Origin of the sequence: Culicoidibacter larvae (genome assembly GCF_005771635.1) — a bacterium.
Classification (GTDB): Bacteria; Bacillota_I; Bacilli_A; order Culicoidibacterales; family Culicoidibacteraceae; genus Culicoidibacter; species Culicoidibacter larvae.
Genome location: NZ_VBWP01000008.1, coordinates 36,707 through 60,348, shown reverse-complemented (window position 1 = coordinate 60,348; position 23,642 = coordinate 36,707). Strand labels below are relative to the sequence as shown.

The window sequence follows — 23,642 nt, the reverse complement described above, 5'->3', positions numbered from 1 at the left end:
GCATGTTATAATACAGGCGAATATTAGACAGCACGAAAATTTTATAGTAATTTAGGAGGAATAATTTTGTTAGTAACTCACATTTATTTTAACGGCCAATGTAAAGAAGCAATCGAACTCTATAAGCAGGCTCTTAATGCTTCGGTGGAAACCTTGATTGAAGATCCGGAACATTCACTTGTTATTCATGCGGAAATGCTCATCGATAATAAACCATTAATCGTAAACGACTTTGGTAATGATGATGGTTATTCAAAGTCAGGCGGCTATCAACTTTGTGTTCAATTTGACGATGAAGCCGCTTTACTAAGAGCATACGAAATAATGCAAAATGGCAGCACTACAATTGAGTCATTACAACCGACCGACTACAGTCCATGCACTGTCAGATTTATTGATATGTTTGATGTAAGATGGGCATTTTGGGTTTAATATATACAAAATACACCATTCATAAACTCTGGAATTCATGTACAAATTACCAAAATAATGTTTGGCGCAAGATAAAATTAAGTATATAATGAATATAAATAAACATTTTACTTGTGGAGGTAAAGAAAATGAATGAAAAGATTTTGGAAAAGGCCGGAGCAATTATCGAAGAACATTCTGGCGAAGGCACCTACTGCACTTTGGGATTAATCGATTTTGATGGCGGCCCAACTGTATCAACAATTACTGCCTCAAAGGCTGATGGTGTTAACTGGATAACTTTTTGCACCGGACAATTGAGCCCCAAAGTCAGCCGGATAAAAAAATGTAATAAGGCTAGTGTTTGTTTTAATTCACCAGAGTATAACATTACCCTGACTGGTACGATTGAAATTATTACCGATCCGCAAATCAAAAAAGAGATGTGGTATGGCGGATTAACTAATCACTTCAGTGGCTATGATGATCCTGCATATTGCGTGCTAAAATTCACTACCGAAAAGTATAATTTGTTAGTGGACTGGCAAGAGGTACATGGTACACTTTAATTTAAAACTAAGAAGGCTCCGGAACCTGTGGTTCCGGAGCCTTCAAATTTTCTCAAAAAACTATATAGTTTCCGTTCCTTTAGTAAGCGCAATGCGAGTCAACTCTTCCAGCGCGGCAATTTTTTGCTCATCCAACTTACGGATGCGGATGCAATTTTTGCCAACGTTACTTTTACCGAAAACATCTTTATAGCCTTCAACAACGCCTTGTCCATCTTCCCAAAGCGCATAATAAACATTTACTGTTTTCTCATATTGTTTTAGTGAAATTCGCGGGTATGGTCCATCGTAAGTACTGCAAACATAATGAAAATTCAGCCAGCCCAACCCGGTAAACTTACCAATAGTATATTCTTTTCCATGTACTCCGGTGATGTTGCTGATTAACTGATTAATTTGCTCATAAATTTCCGGCATTTTTCCACTGCTCTCATTGTTATATTTTCTTCATTATAGTACGAAAAAAAGTGTGCTTCAATGAAATTGCATTTTATAAATCATTCTGCTGTCTTTTTTCAGCCACTCGTGTTATATTTTAGCTATCTTATAAAGGAGAGGTTGATAAATTATGGCAGTTATCGCATATTTAAACTTTAAAACCGAGAGTCGCGAAGCAGTTAAATTCTATGAGGAAGCGCTTGATGGCTACGATGTTCGTATAATGACTTTAGGTGAATTACCTGAGGATTCAGAATTTCCGATGGATGAAGCTACTAAAGCATTGATAGCAAATGCTTCGGTAAAATTTGCCGGCGGTATGATTATGCTTTCCGATGTTCCTGAAGGTATGGGTATGACTTTTACACCCGGGAATAATTTCTGTGTTTCAATTGTTATCAAAGATAAAGTTTTAGCTGAGAAATATTTCAACAATCTGGCAGCAGGTGGTCAAGTCATTATGCCGCTAATGGAAGTATCATGGTCACCACTATATGGTGCTCTTAAAGATAAGTTCGGTATTACTTGGCAAGTCAATGTAGCTGAAGATGATTACTATTTTACTTATAAATAATTGACAAAGAAAAACCGAGACGGAGTTCAGCTCCGTCTCGGTTTAAAACGGTCTCAAGGGTTGCCTTGAGACCGTTTTTTTTATTGAACAAATGTTACTACATCATCAAGTGGTAAGAATGTTTTTTCGCCTGGGGTATTATTTGGTTCACCAAATGGCATTTGTGCGATTAGTGTCCAGTTTCCAGGTACGCCATACATTTCTTGTACTTGATTATCAATTAATGGATTGTAGTGCTGGATTGATACGCCGAATCCTTCACTTGTTAATGACAGCCACATTGCATATTGCATAATTGCATCACCTTGTAATGACCATCCAGGGAAGTTTGATGCATATAATGGCGCTTGTTCCATATAGCCTTCAACAACTGCTTGGTCTTCAAAGAAAAGAATTGTTCCGTTTCCACCTTTGAATCCTTGCATTTTTTCTAATGTGCTTGGGAAATGCTCTGCAGGAGTTACTGCTTCTAAAGTTTTTGTTACCATATCCCAGAATTGTTCATGTTTTTCGTTTAGTAAAACAACCATTCGAGTACTCTGCATATTGAATGCACTTGGTGCATAACGCACAGTTTCAATAATTTTGTCTAAGTACGCTTGGTCTACGCCAGCTTTTTTTGTTAAGCTGTGGATTGAGCGACGCTCACGAATTGCTTCTTTTAATGTTTTTGTTTCAATACTCATTTTTAAAAACCTCCTAATTGGTTACAACCATATATTATCACTAATTAGTGATAAATGCTTGCGATATGCTCAGAAAAAAATCCGTTGTCCTAAAACAACGGATTTTTCACTATTTTTTCTCAGCAATTTGCTGCAAAATAAACGGAATGAAGTCTGCTCGATCAATTGTCACTGATTGCTCAGTTCCATATTTTCGATAAGTAATTTGGTTGTTTTCCATTTCCTTATCACCGATTACTAACGTGAACGGTACTTTACCAACCTGTGCTTCACGGATTTTGTAACCCATTTTTTCTTCACGGTTATCAACACCTACGCGAATGCCAAGTTCGTTGAGCTCTTCAAAAATACTTTGCACATACTCCCCGTGGATACCATTGTTAACTGGAACGGCAACAATTTGTGTTGGTGCCAACCATAATGGGAACGCTCCTTTATATTCTTCAATAAGATATGCAGTCATCCGCTCCATAGTTGAAATAACGCCACGGTGAATAACAACCGGACGATGTTTGTTACCATCTTCACCGATATAAGTTAAATCAAACTTTTCCGGTAATAAGAAGTCTAGTTGAACAGTTGATAATGTAAACTCATGCCCAATTGCACTTTTTACTTGAATATCTAATTTAGGACCATAAAATGCGGCTTCATCTTCAGCTTCAACGAATGCAACACCGGCATCAACTAAAACATCGCGCAACATTGCTTGTGATTGTTCCCACATCGCGTCATCATCAAAATATTTATCCTTATTTTCCGGATCACGTAGTGACAAACGATAATATGTTGGAGTAATATCCAAATCAGCATACACTTTATGGATTAAGTCTAAAACCTTTTTAAACTCCTCAGCAATTTGATCAGGACGAACGAATAAATGGGCATCATTTAAGCACATTCCGCGAACCCGCTCCAAACCAGTTAAAGCACCAGACTTTTCATAACGATGCATTGTCCCAAGCTCACCGATACGAATTGGTAACTCACGATAAGAACGCGGCTTCACACCATAAATCATCATATGATGCGGACAGTTCATTGGCCGTAACACCAATTCTTCATTCTCCATCTCCATAACCGGGAACATGTCTTCATGATAATGATCCCAATGCCCTGAAGTTTTATATAAATCAACTGAGCCCATAACTGGTGTATACACATGCTGATACCCAGATTTCAACTCCATATCAACAATATATCGCTCAAGTTCACGACGAATCGCTGCACCATTCGGCAACCACATTGCTAAACCCTTACCGGCTAAATCATTAAAAGTAAATAACTCAAGTTCCTTACCAATCTTACGATGGTCGCGCTCACGCCGCTCCTCAAGAATTTGCAAATGCTGCTCCAAATCTTCCTTAGAAAACCAAGCAGTACCATAAATCCGTTGCAACTGCACATTGTTAGAATCACCGCGCCAGTATGCGCCAGCAATAGACAACAACTTAAAATGCTTAATTAAATTTGTCCAACCAACATGCCCACCGGCACACAAATCAGTAAACTCGCCTTGTGAATAAACAGTAATAACCTCGCCATCAGGAATCGCCTCAATAAGTTCCAGCTTATACTGATCACCTGCAAAAATCCGTAATGCTTCATCACGAGACACCTCGCGCCGAACCATTTCAAACTTCTCGCCAGCCACTTTCTTCATCTCTGCTTCAATGCGAGGTAAATCCTCCTCAGTAATCTTCACATCACCGGAATCAATATCGTAGTAGAAACCTTCCTCAATCGCCGGTCCCACCCCAAACTTCGCCTCGGGGAACAAGCGCTTCACTGCCTGCGCCAGCAAATGCGCTGTCGAATGATTCAACACCGCAAACGCCTCCGGCATATCATTAGTAATAATCTGCACTGTGCTATCCACCAAAATCGGGCGATTAAAATCATACAGCTCATCGTTGACAATTCCTGCCACCGAACGCTTCTTAAGCCCCGGTGAAATACTGCCGGCTATCGCCGCCACACTCACCCCGGCATCAAATTCTTTCTGGTTCCCATCCGGAAACGTAATCATCACTTTAGACATACATCCAACCTCCAAAAATCAAAAAAGGAGCTACCTCAATCCTTCAACTACAAGGACGAAGCAACTCCGCGGTACCACCTTAATTTGTAAAACATATCGTCTCACACACTTTCGAATTGATAACGGTCATTCATAAAAACCGGGAATCTCTTTCGAGCCCTGCTCTAAAGGGAGTAACCAACATTGTATATCGCACACTTCCAGCCATGGCGCGCGTCTCTATAACAGTGACAACATTAATCGTATCCTTTATCCATACGCATTTATTATATGTATATATTGTAGCCAATTGCCTACACTTTGTCAAAGAAATTATTTTCTGGTGTCATAATTTTATTGTAAAGCACTTCTTATTTATATTAACAAAACTTTCACTAAATTTGTCTACTAATTTTAAAATTTTTAGACAAAAGAAATCTTTATTAGTTATTAAGAACATAACTTACTGTTTCTATAAATTCTACAATGAAAGAATATTAACTGCAGGAGTACTCTCTCTTAGTTAGATGAATTGCTTTTTAACAAATTTATTTAATTTAACACCCACTTTGCCTATCTATTTATATATGAATTATTTAACTAACTAGTGTATGCTTTTGGTTCTCCATTATCAAGCATTCAATTTATCCTTATTCATTGTCAGTATTTCTTGAACCTTAATGAATACTTCCGGATTTTTAATTATGACTAAATGCAATTTATTCTTTACTCTTGTTAATGCCTGAAATGTGCACGATATCTCGTGATGCGGATAATAATCGGGATTATTATATTTTAACAGACCACGACTTAGTTCAGTTTCTTCATAATAATAATGTCTGTTTAGACATACTAATACATTTTTATATTCGCGTCCAACTACATCATGGGTAGAAAATGAATCGTCAAAAAAATGTTTACACTTAATAACTCGGCTACTTTTCGTTTCATATTCAGTAAGTTCAATTGAAACATAACCTTCATTATGGCATTTGTTTTCAATATGTGCAAAGGCATCCTCATCATTTTCAAAATAGGATACTGATATTTTAGAAAATGCAGCAGGTTGTATATTTCGAGCACTTTTATTTAGCAGGAGTTTTATAAACGTACTCATCTCAGCATCAATTCGTATTTTCCTTTTTAAGGTATGAATCTGATAATCGCTATTGTCTTCGATAAATTTTTGTATGTTTCGGTTTTTTTCACTAATGTGAAGTGTTTGCTGATTGTCAACTGATAAAATAATTTTTTTACCTTTTATTTCTTGAATAACGTTAAAATCTAAGGGATATATTCTTTGAGCTTCATCGTATAAAAGCACATCTTTACTCTCAATAATTGCTGAAGTTAATCTTTTTATTGGAATAACATCAATCCCTATGTGAGTTGTTATATCTTCTGCCTCTGGTAAATTTCCACAAAAAACAATAAGGCATGAATATCCAATTCTTTTTAACTCTACGGCTATATCGAATAGCAATAAAGACTTCCCAGTTCCGGGACCTCCAGTAATTCCAATTCTATTTGCTGAATCATTCAATATCAATGTTTTTATTTGTTTCTGTTCATCCGTTAAAAAATAATTATGCTCTGCAAATTCTTTTGGTTGTGAGTAGGGAGAAATAATTAAATCAGTAGAATCAATATTCTCTAGCTCATTTTGATTTACAAAGTCTTCATCAATTTTTTTAGATAATTCTTCGAATGTAATTAACTCAAGCTCATTGTCAGTATTCAAAAAAAATAATTGCTCTGTCTTTGTTATGTATGTGCAGACAGTTATTCGTTTTGATAAAATAGACAGTAAATGACTGTGTCTTTGCATTTGCCCTTTAATCATCTCAACTCCATTTTTAGGGAGCTTACTTTTTAGTTCTAAGTTAAAAACTGATTTAGCACTAAATCGCAGGATATCGAATTCTTCTCTAACTCCATGCATTATTAAACTGTGCATAAAATATCCTTCACGTTTTACTTTACTAAATATATTTTTACTCTTTTTAGCAAATGAAACTAACCCTGCAATTTCTTCAGGTTTAATCGGGTTCTTTCCATCATATGAATAATTATTATCTATAAGCTTGATAAATGATTGCAATAAGTCCGCATTATCAGAATCATTAGCATTAATCAAACTATCCAAATCAAAATTTTTACTCATCTTCATGACCCCACTTAATATTATTATCCTATTGAATTTAATATTATTCTATCAAAGATTCATAATAATAAAAAGGAGTTTCATAACAGCTATTTCTTTCTGCAGTAGTTTTTGGTTTCACATTAATCCAATCTAACATAATATCAGTCCTTGACCTCGCTGAACTGCCACACATTCTCGAGTACAAAATCATTTATAAACAAGAACTTAGTATAATCGACAATGAACAATTCGCCCTTAAATATGTAGACAATACTCACAGAGCTATTAAAGATTATCACACTGCCTTTTATGGTGAAATTGTTAGTCCATATACAATTGAATAAACAGCAAAAGCGGTGAACGCCTTAATCAAGGCGTTCACCGCTTTTTTTATAACTTTCTATTTCCTGTCATTAATTAAAAAATGTTCTCGTCACTAGTTTTTCAACTTCAACAATAACGAAGATAAGTAAACCACTGAGTGCCGCCAAAGCAAGATTCCCAAATCCAATAGCAGCAGTACCAAGCACAAAATTCAATGCCGGAACCATAACAATTAAGATTTGCAACACTACTAAAATTACCAATGAAATCCATAACACGCGGTTTTTAAGAATTGACTTATTAATTGAAAACTTAATAATATCGCGGCAATTAATCATGTAGAATGCTTGCCCGAATACGATTGTATTCAACAACGTCGTTTGAATAACCGCCGTTGGCGCCCCGCTCATCAACAAGAACTCATTGATAGCAAAGCCAAATCCGGCTATCAACAACGAAACATATACAATCCGGAAAATAGCATAGCCATTTAAAATTCTTTCATTCGGATCGCGCGGCGGCCGCTTCATTGCATTCGCTGCCAGCGGCTCAAAACCAAGCGCAAACGACAAAGTAATTGTTGTCACCATATTCAACCATAATATTTGGATAGAAGTAAGCGGTAGTGCAATATCAGCCAACAACGCAATAACAACTAACAGCCCTTGAGCAAACGCAGTCGGTAATGCAAAGAAAATTGTTTTCTTTAAATTATCATATACCCGGCGACCTTCTTGTACCGCCTCAGCAATAGTTGCAAAGTTATCATCAGCCAAAATCATATCGGCGGCATCTTTCGTCACTTGCGTTCCCTTAATACCCATAGCAATACCAATATCGGCTTTTTTCAGTGCCGGTGCATCATTAACACCATCACCAGTCATACCAACAATTTGCCCGTTCGCTTGGATTGCTTGAACTAAACGCAGCTTATGCTCCGGTGTCGTTCTGGCAAAAACATCATGATCTTGAACGACTTGCTGCAACTCTTGGTCACTTAAAGCTTCAATCTCACTACCAATAATTGCATTATTATAATGTTCTAAACCAATTTCCTTAGCAATCGCAACCGCAGTATCGCGGTGGTCACCAGTAATCATTTTTACATTGATTCCCGCTTCATGACAAATTGCCGTAGCAATAATCGCCTCTTTCTTAGGCGGATCAATAATGCCATACAAGCCAACTAATACTAACCCATTTGCTAAGTCTTTATGGCTAATGCTCTCACAATCAGCCGGCATTTCTTTATATGCCGCCGCCAACATCCGTTGTCCCATCTCAGCGTGCCGAGTAATCTCTTGCTCCCAGTAAACCGTATCAATTGCTGTCGACTTCCCAGCCTCCAACTGACTCGCCGTCATTTCTAAAACAACATCGGGCGCCCCTTTCATATAAATGAATTTCTGCCCGTCAACTTCTACTAAAACTGCCATATACTTATACGTTGAATCAAAAGGAATCTTATACAACAAATGTTCATTGCGTTCCAAACAAACCTGATTAGCGAATTCCAAAAGTGCACCCTCAGTCGGATTACCAATAACTTCACGTTTACCATTATGGTAATCAATCTTAGTATCATTACAATACAACGCTGTCTCAATCAACTTCATCCGTGCATCATTAACATTCACATCATAAATATCACTCACCTCAGAAGTATCCGCAAAATGCATAACCTCATCCCTGGTAATCACTGACAAAACCGTCATCTCATTTTTAGTCAAAGTACCAGTCTTATCAGAACAAATAACACTCATACTACCAAGCGTCTCTACTGCAGGCATCTTTTTGATAATTGCCTTCTTAACTGCCATGCGCGTCACACCAACTGATAAAATAATCGACAGCACCGCAGGCAAGCCCTCCGGTACTGCTGAAACCGCTAAAGCAATCATAGCAGCTACTAACTCCGTACCAGTATAGCTTCTAAAGAAGAAACTAAATACAAACAAGAATGCCATAAGCACAAGCAAAATATAAAAAATCTGCTTATTCAATTGATTCATCTTACGAATCAATGGCGTCTCCGCTTTGGTCACATTATTTAAATGCTGACTGATTTTACCGAGCTCAGTATCATCACCGGTAGCAATAACAATCCCTTTCCCGTTACCACTGTTTACCAGCGTTCCCGAAAAAGCAATATTAATACGGTCGCCTAAATCGGCTTCCGCCATAATCGCTTCGCTCACCTTATTAACCGGTGTTGACTCACCGGTTAATATCGCTTCCTCAACAACCAGACTATATGAATCAATAATTCGCAAGTCAGCGGGAACAATATTTCCCGGTGTCAACAGAACAATATCACCAACTACCAATGTATTTGAATCAACAACCCGCTTCTCGCCATTCACTAAAATTGTCGTTTTTTCACTCAAAAGCTCATTCAATCCGCTCAAAGAACTTGTAGCCTTGCGCTCCTGCACATACCCAATCAAAGCATTAATAATAACTACGGCAAAAATAATTGTCATATCAATATATGAACCAACAACCGCCTTTAAAATACCAGCGCCAATCAACACATAAATAAGCAAATCATTAAAGTGCAGCAAAAACTTCTTTATTTCACTGTCTTCCTTCTTCTTTGTTAACTCATTAGGTCCATCTTCAATAAAACGTTGCTCACGATCAACCGCCTTGAGCCCGCTTACATCCGACTTCACCTCATTAATAACATCTGAACTTGTTTCCTGATACCATTTCATAGTAACCCCTCCGTCCACCATTATAAATAAAAACTAACACAGTTTTTTGCGATTTTCAAAGGATATACTCGTAAATTATGTTATTGAAAAACATAAAAAGGCCGAAGCATCAAGCTCCGGCCTTTTTCAACTTCTCATAATGCCACAAAAACAATCTCTGTATCAACGTCATCCTTTATTTCACCCTGACGGGTTATTTCAAACCAATATAAATAGTTTTCCGATGCGATTGCGTAGCGTGCCCCGCTTTTATCGCTGACTTGATAAAAAGATTCACTGGCAATATCGTAAATATACAATGGTGCAGAAGACTGCTGCCAAGTAACATAGGTGCCATTATAACGAACATCCCAAAAATAAAAATTATCACTGGTATAAAGAACTTTATTTATCCCATTTTGGAAAAAGTTCATATTGCGCTGAATACTACTATTTTCAACTGCTTCAATCCAAATAATAGCTTGATCATACACACTATATTGAATAACATTATTAAAGTATTGAATTGTTTTGCCGCTCCAATCCTGCAAAAATAATGTTGCACTACCATCATTGGCAGCCTGCAAATAATAAATACCCTCTGCAGTTGCACTCGGACTGGCAGCATCAATCATAACCTCCGCAAAATTCTCACTTTGCAAATCAAATGAATAAATCGAGATTCCATAATCCTCTACCTTATTGCCATTCACCTTTGGTTCACGGCAATTCACTTCAAAATACATTTTATCTTCATGCAACGACACTCGTGTATCAATATATACTGTATCTGTATTTATTGAGATGCTAGAAATATCGGCAGTAATAACATTAAAAGACTCCAAGTCAATGATTTTATAGGTAACCGGAACTGCTATGCTTTGCATCGTTTTGTACGTATAGTAAACCATATAGCGGTCATCTGAACCAGCATAAGCATAATAGTATTCATTGCTTATACTGTCAATTATCCTTTCTTGCTGGCTCATCACATTATACAGTTTCAGTTCGGCTTTTTCCTCACCCATCAATCCCAGCAACAAATTACCGGCATTATCTATTGGTACCTCAGCAATAGCTGACCACTCGCCAGGATTAAACCTACTCGATTTCTTATCCTGCCATAAAGTATCAAAAATATTTGGCGACTGACTCACATCAGCTTCAACACTTGGTAAAACCACCGTTTGATAACTCAAACTATGTCCCATGCATCCTGATAAAACAAATAAGCCGCTAATCAAAATAAAAAATAATCGTTTAATAGGTAATCGAACCTCCCCAAACTAAATATGATAATGTTTTCCAATTGATATAAGATTTTTGCGGCACATTAGCGAACCGTCCACCTAAACCAGAAGCTGAATCTGCGTACCAATAGCCTGCATTATCAGCATAAGCATAAACCGGAATAAAATGCCGCAAATAAGCTTTTGTGTGACCATTTAGAACAGTATTAGAATCTCCATTTTGATAAATCGCCACAATCGGCACATATCCGGCTCTAATGGTAATAATTAATTTTGAGATTAACCATGCCGGATCATCCCAATCCACTTCTTTATAAACATACCAACTTCCTAAGCCCAATAGATTATTCAATGTATACTTTATATATCGACCAATCGTATAACCATAATCATCAGTTTCAAGCCATGACTTACTGGCTAAAGTGGACTGACTATAATATTTCCCTTTGGCTGCTAAAGCCATTGCAACTGCTGCCGGTCCACAATAATAACTATTTTGTTGTCGGTAAAATGGTATCGAAACCATAGCAGTTCCTTTTAATTTTGGTCGATAACCGACTGGCAACAATTCCAAAAACTGTGCTTCAAGTTCTTTGTATACTGTAGTATCATCACTTGTCATTGCTGCAAGATATGCTTGTGAATAAGCTTCCTTTAAGGCCTCATAATTTTTATTGCTGTTGCCATCATTCCGCAATAATGGTCGCTTATCCGGCACCGTTACTTCCCCATTATAATATGCTTCCTCATTTTTCATTCCATCCTGAATCTTACGAGCTTCATCAATACCAACCTGATATGAATCCATAATCTCTTCCAGTGTTGGTACTGTATCTACTGCATAAACAGATAATGGCGTGACAACTATAAATAAAGCTGCACACATAAACATAATCAAAATTTTCTTCATAAAATCAACCTCTCCTCAATTAATTGCTACATCCTCACTCCCAAATAGAAAATAGCTTATAATAATTATACTTAATTTTCACAAAATTTACCATAGTTTTGATAATTTTAATTTAATTCATAATTTAAGATATTTTTATGAAAAGAAAAAAACAGTAACGCACACATTACTGTTTTTAAATTGCTACTGTAAAATCTGGCATAAATACTCAAAATATTCAGAACTTTGTTTGTATTGGCGACTCTCTTTAGCCAGCGACGCCAGTTGAGAATAAAGGATAATCAATCGATCACGATTGAAGAACTGTTCAAAATATAACCGACACTGTTCTGCAGCAATTAAAAAAGCTGCCTCATCCCCCTGTTCGTATGCTAACTGGCTGCGATAAAACGCTGCGGCCATCTGTTGCTCAATAGTCATGGCTGCGACATCCGTACTATCAAGAAGCGCGGCCATCTGCTCAAAGTTACCCATCTTAAAAGCTAATTCACAACGAGCAAGCAGCATCTGCCCATCAAAAGCGGTAGCATTATCAGTTTGCTTTAGGAACACCTCCAAAGCTTCAATCTCCTGCATCGCTGCATCATACTCACCGGCCTTTAAACGAATTTGAATACTATTATTGGCAATAATATGACTATACGCTACAGCGTGTTCACCGGTAAACTCAAGTTGCTCCTTGGCTTTTTCCAAATAATATAATGCTTTCTGCCATGATTGCATATTAACAAACCCAATACTGTACATAACGTATAACTGAGTTAAATGATAATAAAGTCCTTCAAAGTAGCAACGGCCAATTGCTCGTTTCAGTAAATCCTGTGCCGCCTCAGCATAACCGCCATATAGTAAAGCTTCTACCTCTACCTCAAGCAAATGAATCCAAACATACGGGCTCGCAAAAGTCATTTTCTGTAATTGCCGACAATAAGTCAGAACCTCATTTTGAAGCCGATCACGGCGGGCAACATATAATCGATAACTAAGTACTGCTTTTTGCAAAGCATCAGGTAATTCATCAATTTCACTTTGAGCAATATGCAACAGTAAATATTGTTGCTCCTCTTGACTCACAACAATTTCCGGATAAATAACTGCCGTTGTGGCTCGCACCAAATGAGCTGTTAATTCAACCAAAACAGCATTATGAACATATGGCAAATCATCAATGTTTGCGCTATTGTAGCCATTCAACAACAATTGCTCAACCATCTGTTCAGCAAAAACAACAACCTCATCTGAACAATCACCAGCGTCACGCAAATATTCCGGCGCAACCTCCAAACGTGTTGCTAATGCTACGGCTAAATCATCCGGCAGGGGATAACGCCCAGCTAAAATATTAGAAAAATGGGTTAAAGTTACCAGCCCTTCAACTAAATCTTTCCGCTCAATTCCTCGCAACTCACACAAATAATTAATCCGCTCTTTCAGCACAAAACTTCGCCCCAAATCGTTAAAAATCTCCCTACCAGTATACCATATTTCATCCTTTTTCTAAAAATTTTCACAGAAAATCAGCAAAATCAAATCACTGCAAGCCCGCTCTTCTGGCAAAATCGCCACGGATTTTGCCAGAAAACAATTTTTAGCAAAACAAATCCCTAAAACATCTGCTTAAACAGCTGAAAATAGCTCAAATATTGTATTCCGCCAAACCATTGACCATCTAAAATCAAGAGTGCTATACTTGGCACATCAGCTGAAAAAATATTTTTAAAGGAGATTTCTATCATGAAATTATTTGGTAAAAAAGAACAATCAAAAACAGAAAAAATCGATGAGGCTTCAAAATCACTTAACAAAGGCTTAAGCGGCTTAATGATGAAAGCATTCGTTGGTAAAGATGACCTCGATAAAATTAATAATAGCATTGAAGGTGCAAAAATGGCTGCCCTTGCTGAGGAAGGAGCATTTGGTGAAGTTGCCTATGCAACTGTCACCGCCCTTCAAGATACCGGTAAATTGGTTAACTTTGATCCAATTGTCATTCTGCAGCTCAATGTCATTCAAGCCGGACGTGAACCATATGCACACCAAATGGAAACTTTAGTATCGAAACTACAAATACCTCGTGTTGGCGACGTCATCAGCCTTGGCAGCAATCCTGCTGATCCAACTCAATTTATCTATCTGGGCTTAAAGCAATAATAAAGGATTGAATACTATGAATACTTTTAGGAATCCAGTATCCCGTTGGCTCAACCGCATTGGCCTCTTAATAATATTCGGCAATATGTTTGCCGGCTTTCTCTTACAATGGTTTGGTAATAATGAATACATATTCAGTTCTCTATTCATCATCATTACTATTATTGGCTTTTTGATTACATTTGGCGGTGCCTTTATTTTACCAATGGTAATTAACCTGCTTTCTTTTATAAAAAAATAAGGTATAATGTTTTTTTATATTGACACTCTGTAGGTTAAATGATATTATTATCCCATAACTACTTGTTGTAGTTTAAAATAAACAATCATTTACTGATTGTTTATTATTTTGTCTGCCGGCAAAAACAGATATGCATGTCTATCTAAAAATAGATAAAAATTTTAAAAATAAACATTTGACTTTGAAATGTCTCGGAGGAATTATATTTATGAAAAAACTAATGTTTTTAAACTTAATCGCTGCAATTATTATTATTGCATTTGCAGTTCTTGATATGCTATTTTATATGGTTATCGGTTATCCTTTTGCTGCTTTTCCTACTATTATGATGGTTGTTGCTATTGTATTGGCTGCCCTTGGTGGGTTCATCGGCTGGCGTTTACAAGCAAGCGGAGCGAAGTTTGAACCAAACTTCATCAGCACCCATCTTGGAGGGTTTTCACGCTACTTAAATGAATACTCAACTGCAATCGCTGGTCTTGCGCTTTTAGCATCCGTATTTTTAATTGGTTGGGTAAATATTTTCACAATTGTTGCTGCTCTCTATACAGTTCTTACTGCACTTAGTTTCATGAAAAAGAACTAATGCTTGTTGAAGATAGATATAAAAGTTAAAAAAGGCAATGCATAAAGCATTGCCTTTTTTCTATTTTCTTCCTAAGCACTCTTAGCTAAACGATTTAAAGTTGGCCATAACAATACTGTTAATACTGTATACAAAATCGCGTTTGGCACCATGTAAAGACCATTGTAGGTCAATGAGTACAGCCATACTGCTTGTCCGGCAGGTGCATACTCAGCAAAGAATATTATTCCCGCAACAGTATGAATCAGCAGACGTATCGCACAAGCTACCCAAATCCCGCCAATCACATATGGCAGCTTCCAGCGGCTTGTCCCCATCGGTGTCAGCCCGGCAATAACACCAAGCACAATAAATGCCAAACCGTATTCAAGTACTACCTGAATCAACGAATACATTGTGCCACCGAATAAATAGAACGTCAGAAAGCCATACACGCCGGCGAACAATGCTCCGGCAGCAGCTTTATACCGCCAACCCACTACAAAAATAATGAAAGCTGATGTTGAAATCGAACCACCTTGCAGCCAGGCAAAACTTAAAAATGTTTTGTCGACATATTCCAGCACTAATGCCAAAGCCATCAATACACCCATGGTAGCAAACATGGCAATCCGTTTATTTTGAATCATCATTCAAAACCTCCCAAATAAAAATCTATTTCAGACTATTTGAAAACGTTTGAAATCAAAGGAAATTGGCAAAAATTGTGATTGAGCGTATCTAAACATACGTGATTGAGCAATTTTTGCCAATTTTCAAAGATTGCACCCCAAGGGTACTTCCTACGGGCGCGGCGTTTTTCATTAGTCTGTAAAGAGGCAAACAAAAAAACTCTATTCATACATATACAAATAGAGTAAAACACGGTCAGCGTTAATCACTTCAAAACTCCCTGCGCTTGCATTATCAAGATCAGGTAAAAGGGTCTAGTTTGTTTGACCAAACTACTCTCAGCAAAATGCTCCCCTGTTTGACTCTTCCTTTATATTATGGCAAAACTGGCTCCCAAAGTCAATATAAAGGGCTTGGCGGTAGTATCGCCAAGCCCTTTTAAGTTTTAATAATAATTGTTGTAGGCTGGATAAATTTACCTTTATATAAATCTATACCATCACAGCTTACAATCATTCCGGAAGCAATCAGCTCGGCGTATGCTTGCGTTGAAAGGCCCAACTTCCTGCGAATAATTTTGCTTATTTTTAATGGCATATAATATTCACCAGTGAGTACAATGTTCACTGTCTCGCCATTCGGCATATCGCCGTTGACACTAAACTCTGGCACCTCCGGTGCCGCGCCCTGCTGCTTCAGTAAATAATAATCCATCGCATATTTCTTGGCGATTATTGAATCATTATTCATTAGTTGCTCCAACTCTTGCTGCTCAAGTTTAAGCCGATTGATTCGTTGATAAATCGGCATATTCCAAGTTGATTTGCAGCTATTGCAGCGATAGATGAGCCATACATCTACATTCTTCTGATTAGCATTAACGCGAAATAATTCTGATGATATATATTCAGTTTTACTTTTGCACTTTTTGCAATATTTATATGTTTTAGGCAGGCCTGAAAATGTGACCTCCCAAGCTATTGTTTTCATAATGTTTCCCTTTCTTAACCAGATTCCCGATAAGAAAGGCTGTAAATGGCGGACTCCACATAACGAGTACTTTTCTCATATATTTGCTCCTTTTTCTTCAAATTAAAAACACCGGAACAGACGTTACTCTGTTCCGGTGTTTAGCATTCAAAAGAAGCTTAAATAAGCCTGTTGAAGGATATAAACCATTAGCAGATACGTCTGTTTCATTGTAACCAAACAAGCTTTGACACGGCAAAGCAGTTGTTCATTTGCAGTTACAAGTCATTCAGTTATCGTACCATTGGTTTCTAACCTCCATTTCTATATTCAGTGTAACCAATTTATTTTCTTAAGTCAAATTAAAATAAACCCAGTCCGGGTTTGCCGGGCTGGGTTTTAAGTTTTTTCAAAAAAATTATTTATTACGCTGATTTTCACCGGTAAATTGTACTGGTGTTGCCAGGCTACGGATACGTTCCATGATACGTTCAGCTTTCAATGGTTCTTTATCACCACGTTGCGTGTACGTAAAATGAGTTCGTAATTCATCCATTGACAGATTCGAAGTAAAGAATGTAAGCTTCTTGTGGTTCATCCGGTGGTTAAGAATTGGTAGTAATATTTCATCTCGCGAAAAGCTACTTTGCATTTCTGCACCAATATCATCAATCATCAAGACATCAACATATTTTAAGCGATCAACTATGCTGCCGGCCTGACTGAAATCTTGCTTGATTTCACGGATTAACTCCGGCCAGAAAACAATCATCGAAGGAATTCGTTTTTCGAATAAATTGTGAGCAATGGCACCAAGCAAATGGGTTTTTCCAACCCCATATGTTCCATAAATATAGAGACCGGTATGGCCTTTAGATTCATTGATGTTATTTAACAAAATTGAAGTTTGTAAAACTGCAGGTGTATTTTTTACTTGGTCGGTCGTCCAGTCTTTAAATTCGGCCTTTAATAAATTTTCTGGCACATGCATATGTTCAATGAATTTTTTAACAATCATTTCTTGACGATAGGCTTCACTTGGGAATAGTTCTATTTCTACCATACCATCAAATGTCAGACGCGCACTCATGCCGGGAACTAAGTGGCTGGTATCATCATCGTCATTTAAAAACACACCATGATATTTTAAATAATCAAGCAGTACTGGCAATGCCAAAGTAACTTGTTCTTTTGAGATACCAGGATTTGCCTCAATAAATTTTTGTACTAATGGTTGGCTGACAACCTGTTGTAACAATTGGTTGACTGCATCATTTGGTTTTATTTTCGGCATCACGTCTTGGATACTTTGCATACTTCCACTACTCCCTATTTTAAATTCTTCAGAATATTTTCAAGTTCTTCATCACTAATATTAATTTCTGATTGCTTCGGTTCATCATACTTTGGTACATATTCATCATCTGATAAAGCAACTTTACTTTGAACATTGCGTGGTTTAGAACGATTCTCTGCTTGTTTACGGAACTGTTGAATTTCCTCTAATGCAGCCTTCGCAGTTTGAATGTGTTTATGCTGCCATTGATTAGCTATTTCAGAAATATATGGCTTAGTAAACTTAGTGCCACCCATCTCTTCTTGCGAACCAAGAACATAATCGAAAAGCACATTTATAACTTCAGGATTAAATTTATAATCATTCATCATCAGGTGAATAATATTCATCTCATATTGGTTTGGTTCACGCTTCAAGCGACTTTTCAGATACATATACGGTGAATTTGTCTGGTAAATTTGTAATAATCGTTCCAATCCATCTTGTGGCTGAGTGATTGTTTTTGAAGATTCTGCTTGCTCAACAATCCTAGCGTCACTTTTACCATAATGTAATTGATTATACTCACGTGCCAGTTCAGCAACTTGATCAAAATCAATAGCCTCACGAATAACATCGTAAGCATCATACAAAATTTTTGCCATAGTTGCTGAATCAATTTGATACAAATAAGCAATCTTCTCAAGGCGTTCAAGTGTTGCCGGAGTAAACATTGCTCTTGTGAAAATTTGGACTGGTAATGCACCGTACATAACTTCAAATGAGAAATCACTGTTTTTAAGCTGAGTTTGACCGCGTACTTGCTTTTTCTTGGCGTCAACCGCCTGAATATCCGGTACCATCTGCAATGGTTCTAAAGCAAATACATCATCAAAGCGAGCAGTAACTTCACGGTAAGCATGCATATCAACTGTCGGAACCGGTGCAAATTGATTTTGCAATTTATAAAAACTGCTGGCACCAGTGTAACTATAAAGCAATGCTGAAAATAATGGATCGGCAAAAAACTGTCCCGGTACCTGCGGCAACTTCACCTCATATAAAATATGGGTTTCATCAGTTCGCGCAACATATGTGTAAAGGAGTGACAACGCCTCTAATCTTTCGCATGCTTTGACTAACTGTGCCATTGACATCTGCGTAATCATTATCAACTGATAATGGGTATCAATTTGATTATCAGCAAGCTCCATAAGCGTGAAATAAACACTCAATGCTTCATTGCCAAGAATTGGTTGATAGAGTAAAAAGAGCGTGCGTCGGTCAAAATCACTAACCGCACCCTCTGCTCTTATTTCATATGTATCAACTTGACTTATCGTTTTTAACATATGATCGCTCTCACTCCTTTTTACTTATCTTTATTGTAAGAAAAACAGCTCTAAAAAACAAGTCTATTCGTCTACTCAGCAATATGCGGCAACATATGCAACAACTGCTTACGGGTATCCATAAGCCGACCGCTATTATCAACAACAAAATCAGCTAAATCACGTTTTTCATCAATCGGCATTTGCGCCTCGATACGTTCTAATGCTTGTTCCTCAGTAAAATCATTACGATCCATTAATCTTTGAATTTGAATCTCTTTTGGTGCATAAACAACAATATTCTTATCCGTTAACGTTGTAAACTTTGCCTCAAACAATAGTGGTACATCAACAAATACAATCGCATTATGACGACTGGCAATCATATGTTCTAAGTGATGATAAACATATGGATGAATAATACTATTCAATTTTGCCAATTGGATTGGGTCTTTAAAAACAACAGACCCGAGAAACTTTCGGTCAACCTCACCTTTGCTATCAAAAGCAATATCTCCAAAAGTCTCATCAATTTGCTTCTTTATTTTGCTATCATGCATTGCTTGGTGAGCAATTTTGTCGCTATCCAGCACATAATAACCAAATTCTTCAAGCATATTTGCTACCGTCGTCTTGCCGCTAGCAATTCCCCCTGTTAAACCTATAACAGCGCGTTTCATTTTATTTAACTCCCTTTTTATATTTCAGTTTCTGACAGTGCGGACAATAATAGGTCCCGCGACCGCCAACCTTTTCTTTAATAATAGTTGTACCGCAAACCGGACAAGGATCACCCTCATGATGATGTACTAACAACTCATTTTGAAATAAGCCATCAATCCCGTTTGCATTATGATAACTGCGAATCGTCGTACCACCTAAACCAATCGCTTTATTTAAAACTTCTCTGGAGGCTTCAACAATTGCTGCGGCCTTTGGCCGCGAAATTGTGTTTGCCGGCTGCAATGGATGCAACTTCACCCGGAACAAGACTTCATCAACATAAATATTCCCTAAACCGACCAAAATATGCTGATCCAGCAACACCGGCTTAATCGCCCGACTGCTTTTATGAATCTTATCATATAAATACTTGCCATCAGCAGTAAAAGGTTCGCGTCCTAGCTTACGTAACGGCGATTCGCTACTTTGCAGCACAACCGTCGGAACAACTTCCATACGGCCAAATTTACGGGTATCATGATAACGCAGCTCGCTACCATCAGTAAATTGCCAAAGCACATGGGTATGTTTATCAATCGGTTCATTTACTTGACCAAAAAAGTACTTCCCCTCCATACGCAAATGACTAATCACCGTATACTCACCAAGATCAAATAACAAATATTTACCAAAACGACCAATGGCAACAATTGTTTTACCTTCAACCAGTTCCGCGAACTCATTTGGCTTATTATGTAAAATCGGATCCCAATAACTCACCACATGATCAATCGTTTTTCCTACCACTAAAGGCTCCAGGCTCCGGCGAACGGTCTCAACCTCAGGTAATTCCGGCATACGTTAGCCACCTCTTTTCTCTCATTATAAAATCGAATATCAGCCTGAGGGAAGAACCCCAGGCTGATAAAATATACTTTCCTCATCAAGTAAATAAATTAATTGAAAACGTTTGAAATCGTAGGAAATTGACAAAAATTAGGAGGGAGCGTATCCAAAATACGTGACTGAGTCATTTTTGTCAATTTGTCCACAAGGGACTAACTTCGTGTCGCAAGATTGCGGACGTTTTCAATAATTTATTTCGCATCGTACCATGTACGGCCAAAGGCATAATCAACTTTTAGCGGCACATCCAAAGTAACCGCAGCTTCCATCTTCTCACTGACAAGTTCAGCAATCCGATCCTTCTCACTATCAACAACATCAAAAATCAACTCATCGTGTACCTGCAGCAATAGCTTCGATTGTAGCTCTTCAGCTTCAATCGCCCGCTCAATCTCAATCATCGCAAACTTAATAATATCCGCGGCACTCCCTTGAATCGGTGCATTCAATGCTGCCCGCTCACCAAATGAACGTTCATTATAATTCTTACTTCTGATTTCCGGAATATATCGCTTGCGGTCAAACAATGTTTTTACATAACCGTGTTCACGAGCATAACCGATAGTTTCCTTCATATAAGCCTTAATCTCAGGAAAACTCTGGAAATATTTTTCAATAAACTGCTTTGCTTGCGCAACCGGAATACCTAACTGCTGTGAAAGACCAAAATCACTGATACCATAAATAATACCAAAGTTTACTGCCTTAGCCTGACGCCGCATGTTACTGGTTACCTCATCAGGCTCCACCTCAAATACCCGCACCGCAGTCTCGGTATGAATATCACGACCATGCTTAAAGGCATCAATCAAGGCTGGAATCTTAGCAATATGAGCCAGCACCCGCAATTCAATCTGCGAATAATCCGCCGCAAAAATCCAGCGTTCTTTATCACTTGGCTCAAACGCCTTACGAATTAATTTCCCCTCTTCTAAACGAATCGGAATATTTTGTAAGTTTGGTTCAATCGAGCTAATTCGCCCGGTTGACGTTTGCGCTTGCTTATAAATGGTATGAATCTTACCATCATCAAAAATAACATTACGCAAACCATCAATATACGTTGACTTCAATTTCGTCAACTGACGATACATCAACAAGTCCTCAATAATCGGATGGGCAGTTCGCAACTGCTCTAACACATCCGCAGCTGTTGAATAACCGGTCTTCGTCTTTTTAATAACCGGCAACCCCAGCTTCTCAAATAAAATAACCCCAAGCTGTTTTGGCGAACCAATATTAAAATCAGTGCCCGCCAACTCATGAATATTAGCTTCAAGTTTACCGATTCGCGCTTCCATATCGTCGCTCATATTATCCAACGTCTTGCGATTAACATGAATACCGGCAAACTCCATATCACCAAGCACATGAGCAAGCGGCATTTCCAAATCCTGATACAACTCATATTGTCCATTCGCTTTCAGCTCATTCTCCAAATCAGCCTTCAAATACCAGACCGCATGCGCGGCATCAATCGCATACTGCGCCACCACCGGTGTCTCCGGAACAGCAAACTTGGCACCCTTGCCATAAATATTCTCAACAAAAGCCACGTCATAGCCCTTACTGGCAGCAAGCGGCGCAATCTCATCCTGCGTATAGGTTGAATCCAAAATATAACCAGCCAGCATCAAATCAAAACTAGCACCATTCAACGCAATATCATGCCACTCCAGCCCAACAGTCGCTTTCTTATAATCAAACATTGCCTTCTGTTTACTTTCATCAGCAAGCCAAGCCAAAAAGGCTTCAGACTTTTTGGCAATCATAAACGGGACGTAAAAGCGCGTCGTTTCATTGACAACCGCAAACCCCTCAACATGAGCCTGATGATAATTACTAGTTGGTATCTCAACCGTCAAAGCACAGTTATCAGGCAACATATCAGCAGTAATCTTATCAACTACTAGAAGTTCATTGCTCTCCTCTAAGCCCTCAAGCAAACCACCCATTGACTCGTCTGTACCGTTCTGTTCCAACACACTCTGCCGCAAGTTCAACTTCTTAATAAATGATTGAAAATCTAATTCTTGGAAAATCTCAGTCAAAGCAACTGCATCAACATCATCATATTTCATATCCTCAACACTTGCCTCTACCGGAACATTGGTCTCAATAGTTGCCAGCTTGCGACTTTTAAACGCTAAATCTTCATACTCAACAAAACGTTCTTTTTGCTTCCCTTTTAATTCATCAATATGTTCATAGATACCCTCAATAGAACCGTACTGCCCAAGCAGCTTCACCGCAGTCTTCTCACCAACCCCGGGAATGCCGATAATATTATCTGATGTATCACCCATTAACCCTTTTAAATCCGGAATTTGACTGGCAGTCAATTGATACTTCTCCTGCAACATTGCCGGCGTATTATCCTCTAACTCAGACAACCCCTTCTTCGTCAACCGCACCGTAACCTTATCACTAATCAGCTGCAACATATCACGATCGGAAGTCAGGATTTGCACTTCAAATCCTTGCTCCTCCGCCCGCTTCGCGTACGTCCCAATCAAATCATCAGCCTCATAACCACTCAAAGAAAAATGAGCCACTCTGGCAGCATTCAAAATTCGGAACACATAAGGAAACTGCTCCAGCAATTCCGGCGGCGTCGCCTTACGCCCCGCCTTATAATGCTCAAACTGATCATGGCGGAAAGTCTTCTTACCAGTATCAAAGGCAACAAATAAATGGGTGAACTGATGCTCATCCAAAATCTTCATTAACATTGCTGAAAACCCATAAAGAGCATTGGTATGCAAACCAGCCTTATTATGCATCAAATTCCCCGAATATGCCGTCGCAAAATACGCCCGGAAAAACAAACTATTGCCATCAATTAAAATTAACTTTTTATCCATATGACGCGCCTCCGCCTTT

The 23,642-nt window shown here is 38.1% G+C and carries 20 protein-coding genes and 1 riboswitch; of the genes, 5 read left to right on the top strand and 15 right to left on the bottom strand.

The features are described from left to right. Positions 1 to 66 precede the first annotated feature (66 nt). Both FEZ08_RS08960 and FEZ08_RS08955 read left to right on the top strand, forming a co-directional pair. Positions 67 to 432, top strand: coding sequence for a VOC family protein (locus FEZ08_RS08960; RefSeq protein WP_138191536.1), 366 nt, complete (start codon positions 67 to 69; stop codon positions 430 to 432). Between the two features lie 128 nt (positions 433 to 560). Further along, complete coding sequence (locus tag FEZ08_RS08955) at positions 561 to 980, top strand: pyridoxamine 5'-phosphate oxidase family protein (protein ID WP_138191534.1); 420 nt, start codon at positions 561 to 563, stop codon at positions 978 to 980. A gap of 60 nt (positions 981 to 1,040) precedes the next feature. On the opposite strand, the gene FEZ08_RS08950 is transcribed toward FEZ08_RS08955, so the two are convergent. After that, a complete protein-coding gene (locus tag FEZ08_RS08950) occupies positions 1,041 to 1,397 on the bottom strand; it encodes a hypothetical protein (RefSeq protein WP_138191532.1) in 357 nt (118 codons plus the stop codon). A gap of 151 nt (positions 1,398 to 1,548) precedes the next feature. Here FEZ08_RS08950 and FEZ08_RS08945 point away from each other — a divergent pair, with 151 nt between their 5' ends. Further along, positions 1,549 to 1,992, top strand: coding sequence for a VOC family protein (locus tag FEZ08_RS08945; RefSeq protein ID WP_138191530.1), 444 nt, complete (start codon positions 1,549 to 1,551; stop codon positions 1,990 to 1,992). A gap of 80 nt (positions 1,993 to 2,072) precedes the next feature. Here the strand turns inward: FEZ08_RS08945 and FEZ08_RS08940 are convergent, their stop codons facing one another. The 7 genes from FEZ08_RS08940 to FEZ08_RS08910 all read right to left on the bottom strand — a co-directional run bounded on the left by FEZ08_RS08940 (position 2,073) and on the right by FEZ08_RS08910 (position 13,476). Next, entirely contained in the window at positions 2,073 to 2,678 is a 606-nt protein-coding gene (locus tag FEZ08_RS08940) for a nitroreductase family protein (RefSeq protein ID WP_138191528.1), read from the bottom strand. Between the two features lie 109 nt (positions 2,679 to 2,787). Then, entirely contained in the window at positions 2,788 to 4,719 is a 1,932-nt protein-coding gene (thrS, locus tag FEZ08_RS08935) for a threonine--tRNA ligase (RefSeq protein WP_138191527.1), read from the bottom strand. A 610-nt stretch (positions 4,720 to 5,329) separates the two neighbouring features. Next, positions 5,330 to 6,862: a DNA/RNA helicase domain-containing protein gene (locus tag FEZ08_RS08930; protein WP_171015008.1), complete on the bottom strand. Its 1,533-nt coding sequence runs from the start codon at positions 6,860 to 6,862 to the stop codon at positions 5,330 to 5,332. Between the two features lie 395 nt (positions 6,863 to 7,257). After that, the gene (locus FEZ08_RS08925; protein WP_138191523.1) at positions 7,258 to 9,885 is read right to left on the bottom strand and encodes an HAD-IC family P-type ATPase; all 2,628 of its coding nucleotides are present in this window, start codon (positions 9,883 to 9,885) and stop codon (positions 7,258 to 7,260) included. 134 nt (positions 9,886 to 10,019) lie between these two features. Further along, a complete protein-coding gene (locus tag FEZ08_RS08920) occupies positions 10,020 to 11,075 on the bottom strand; it encodes a hypothetical protein (RefSeq protein WP_138191521.1) in 1,056 nt (351 codons plus the stop codon). A gap of 49 nt (positions 11,076 to 11,124) precedes the next feature. Beyond that, positions 11,125 to 12,024 (bottom strand): C39 family peptidase, encoded by a 900-nt coding sequence (locus FEZ08_RS08915; protein WP_138191519.1) that lies wholly within the window; start codon positions 12,022 to 12,024, stop codon positions 11,125 to 11,127. Between the two features lie 183 nt (positions 12,025 to 12,207). Beyond that, on the bottom strand, positions 12,208 to 13,476 hold the full coding sequence (locus tag FEZ08_RS08910) for a hypothetical protein (RefSeq protein ID WP_138191517.1): 1,269 nt from the start codon (positions 13,474 to 13,476) through the stop codon (positions 12,208 to 12,210). 282 nt (positions 13,477 to 13,758) lie between these two features. Here FEZ08_RS08910 and FEZ08_RS08905 point away from each other — a divergent pair, with 282 nt between their 5' ends. Continuing rightward, complete coding sequence (locus FEZ08_RS08905; protein WP_199288059.1) at positions 13,759 to 14,175, top strand: hypothetical protein; 417 nt, start codon at positions 13,759 to 13,761, stop codon at positions 14,173 to 14,175. 449 nt (positions 14,176 to 14,624) lie between these two features. Continuing rightward, positions 14,625 to 15,002 carry a hypothetical protein gene (locus FEZ08_RS08900; protein WP_138191513.1) on the top strand — a complete coding sequence of 126 codons (378 nt, stop codon included), beginning with the start codon at positions 14,625 to 14,627 and terminating at the stop codon, positions 15,000 to 15,002. Positions 15,003 to 15,073: 71 nt separating this feature from the next. Here the strand turns inward: FEZ08_RS08900 and FEZ08_RS08895 are convergent, their stop codons facing one another. From FEZ08_RS08895 to polA, 7 genes are all read right to left on the bottom strand, one after another. Continuing rightward, positions 15,074 to 15,634, bottom strand: a complete 561-nt coding sequence (locus FEZ08_RS08895; RefSeq protein ID WP_138191511.1) for an energy-coupled thiamine transporter ThiT — start codon at positions 15,632 to 15,634, stop codon at positions 15,074 to 15,076. Positions 15,635 to 15,874: 240 nt separating this feature from the next. Beyond that, positions 15,875 to 15,980, bottom strand: a riboswitch (TPP riboswitch). A gap of 72 nt (positions 15,981 to 16,052) precedes the next feature. Then, positions 16,053 to 16,604 (bottom strand): DUF1062 domain-containing protein, encoded by a 552-nt coding sequence (locus tag FEZ08_RS08890; RefSeq protein ID WP_138191509.1) that lies wholly within the window; start codon positions 16,602 to 16,604, stop codon positions 16,053 to 16,055. A 397-nt stretch (positions 16,605 to 17,001) separates the two neighbouring features. Then, positions 17,002 to 17,898, bottom strand: coding sequence for a primosomal protein DnaI (gene dnaI / locus FEZ08_RS08885; protein WP_138191507.1), 897 nt, complete (start codon positions 17,896 to 17,898; stop codon positions 17,002 to 17,004). A 14-nt stretch (positions 17,899 to 17,912) separates the two neighbouring features. Beyond that, on the bottom strand, positions 17,913 to 19,211 hold the full coding sequence (locus FEZ08_RS08880) for a DnaD domain protein (protein WP_138191505.1): 1,299 nt from the start codon (positions 19,209 to 19,211) through the stop codon (positions 17,913 to 17,915). A 71-nt stretch (positions 19,212 to 19,282) separates the two neighbouring features. Further along, a complete protein-coding gene (coaE, locus tag FEZ08_RS08875; protein WP_138191503.1) occupies positions 19,283 to 19,870 on the bottom strand; it encodes a dephospho-CoA kinase in 588 nt (195 codons plus the stop codon). 1 nt (position 19,871) lies between these two features. Next, positions 19,872 to 20,711 carry a DNA-formamidopyrimidine glycosylase gene (gene mutM, locus FEZ08_RS08870; protein ID WP_138191501.1) on the bottom strand — a complete coding sequence of 280 codons (840 nt, stop codon included), beginning with the start codon at positions 20,709 to 20,711 and terminating at the stop codon, positions 19,872 to 19,874. Between the two features lie 239 nt (positions 20,712 to 20,950). Further along, positions 20,951 to 23,623, bottom strand: a complete 2,673-nt coding sequence (polA, locus tag FEZ08_RS08865) for a DNA polymerase I (RefSeq protein ID WP_138191499.1) — start codon at positions 23,621 to 23,623, stop codon at positions 20,951 to 20,953. Between the last annotated feature and the right edge of the window lie 19 nt (positions 23,624 to 23,642).

Coding starts and splice junctions, on each gene's coding strand:
- FEZ08_RS08955 (WP_138191534.1), top strand. CDS start 561: ATGAATGAAAAGATTTTGGAAAAGGCCGGAGCAATTATCGAAGAACAT.
- FEZ08_RS08950 (WP_138191532.1), bottom strand. CDS start 1,397: ATGCCGGAAATTTATGAGCAAATTAATCAGTTAATCAGCAACATCACC.
- FEZ08_RS08945 (WP_138191530.1), top strand. CDS start 1,549: ATGGCAGTTATCGCATATTTAAACTTTAAAACCGAGAGTCGCGAAGCA.
- FEZ08_RS08940 (WP_138191528.1), bottom strand. CDS start 2,678: ATGAGTATTGAAACAAAAACATTAAAAGAAGCAATTCGTGAGCGTCGC.
- thrS (WP_138191527.1), bottom strand. CDS start 4,719: ATGTCTAAAGTGATGATTACGTTTCCGGATGGGAACCAGAAAGAATTT.
- FEZ08_RS08930 (WP_171015008.1), bottom strand. CDS start 6,862: ATGAGTAAAAATTTTGATTTGGATAGTTTGATTAATGCTAATGATTCT.
- FEZ08_RS08925 (WP_138191523.1), bottom strand. CDS start 9,885: ATGAAATGGTATCAGGAAACAAGTTCAGATGTTATTAATGAGGTGAAG.
- FEZ08_RS08920 (WP_138191521.1), bottom strand. CDS start 11,075: ATGGGACATAGTTTGAGTTATCAAACGGTGGTTTTACCAAGTGTTGAA.
- FEZ08_RS08915 (WP_138191519.1), bottom strand. CDS start 12,024: ATGAAGAAAATTTTGATTATGTTTATGTGTGCAGCTTTATTTATAGTT.
- FEZ08_RS08905 (WP_199288059.1), top strand. CDS start 13,759: ATGAAATTATTTGGTAAAAAAGAACAATCAAAAACAGAAAAAATCGAT.
- FEZ08_RS08900 (WP_138191513.1), top strand. CDS start 14,625: ATGAAAAAACTAATGTTTTTAAACTTAATCGCTGCAATTATTATTATT.
- FEZ08_RS08895 (WP_138191511.1), bottom strand. CDS start 15,634: ATGATGATTCAAAATAAACGGATTGCCATGTTTGCTACCATGGGTGTA.
- FEZ08_RS08890 (WP_138191509.1), bottom strand. CDS start 16,604: ATGAAAACAATAGCTTGGGAGGTCACATTTTCAGGCCTGCCTAAAACA.
- dnaI (WP_138191507.1), bottom strand. CDS start 17,898: ATGCAAAGTATCCAAGACGTGATGCCGAAAATAAAACCAAATGATGCA.
- FEZ08_RS08880 (WP_138191505.1), bottom strand. CDS start 19,211: ATGTTAAAAACGATAAGTCAAGTTGATACATATGAAATAAGAGCAGAG.
- coaE (WP_138191503.1), bottom strand. CDS start 19,870: ATGAAACGCGCTGTTATAGGTTTAACAGGGGGAATTGCTAGCGGCAAG.
- mutM (WP_138191501.1), bottom strand. CDS start 20,711: ATGCCGGAATTACCTGAGGTTGAGACCGTTCGCCGGAGCCTGGAGCCT.
- polA (WP_138191499.1), bottom strand. CDS start 23,623: ATGGATAAAAAGTTAATTTTAATTGATGGCAATAGTTTGTTTTTCCGG.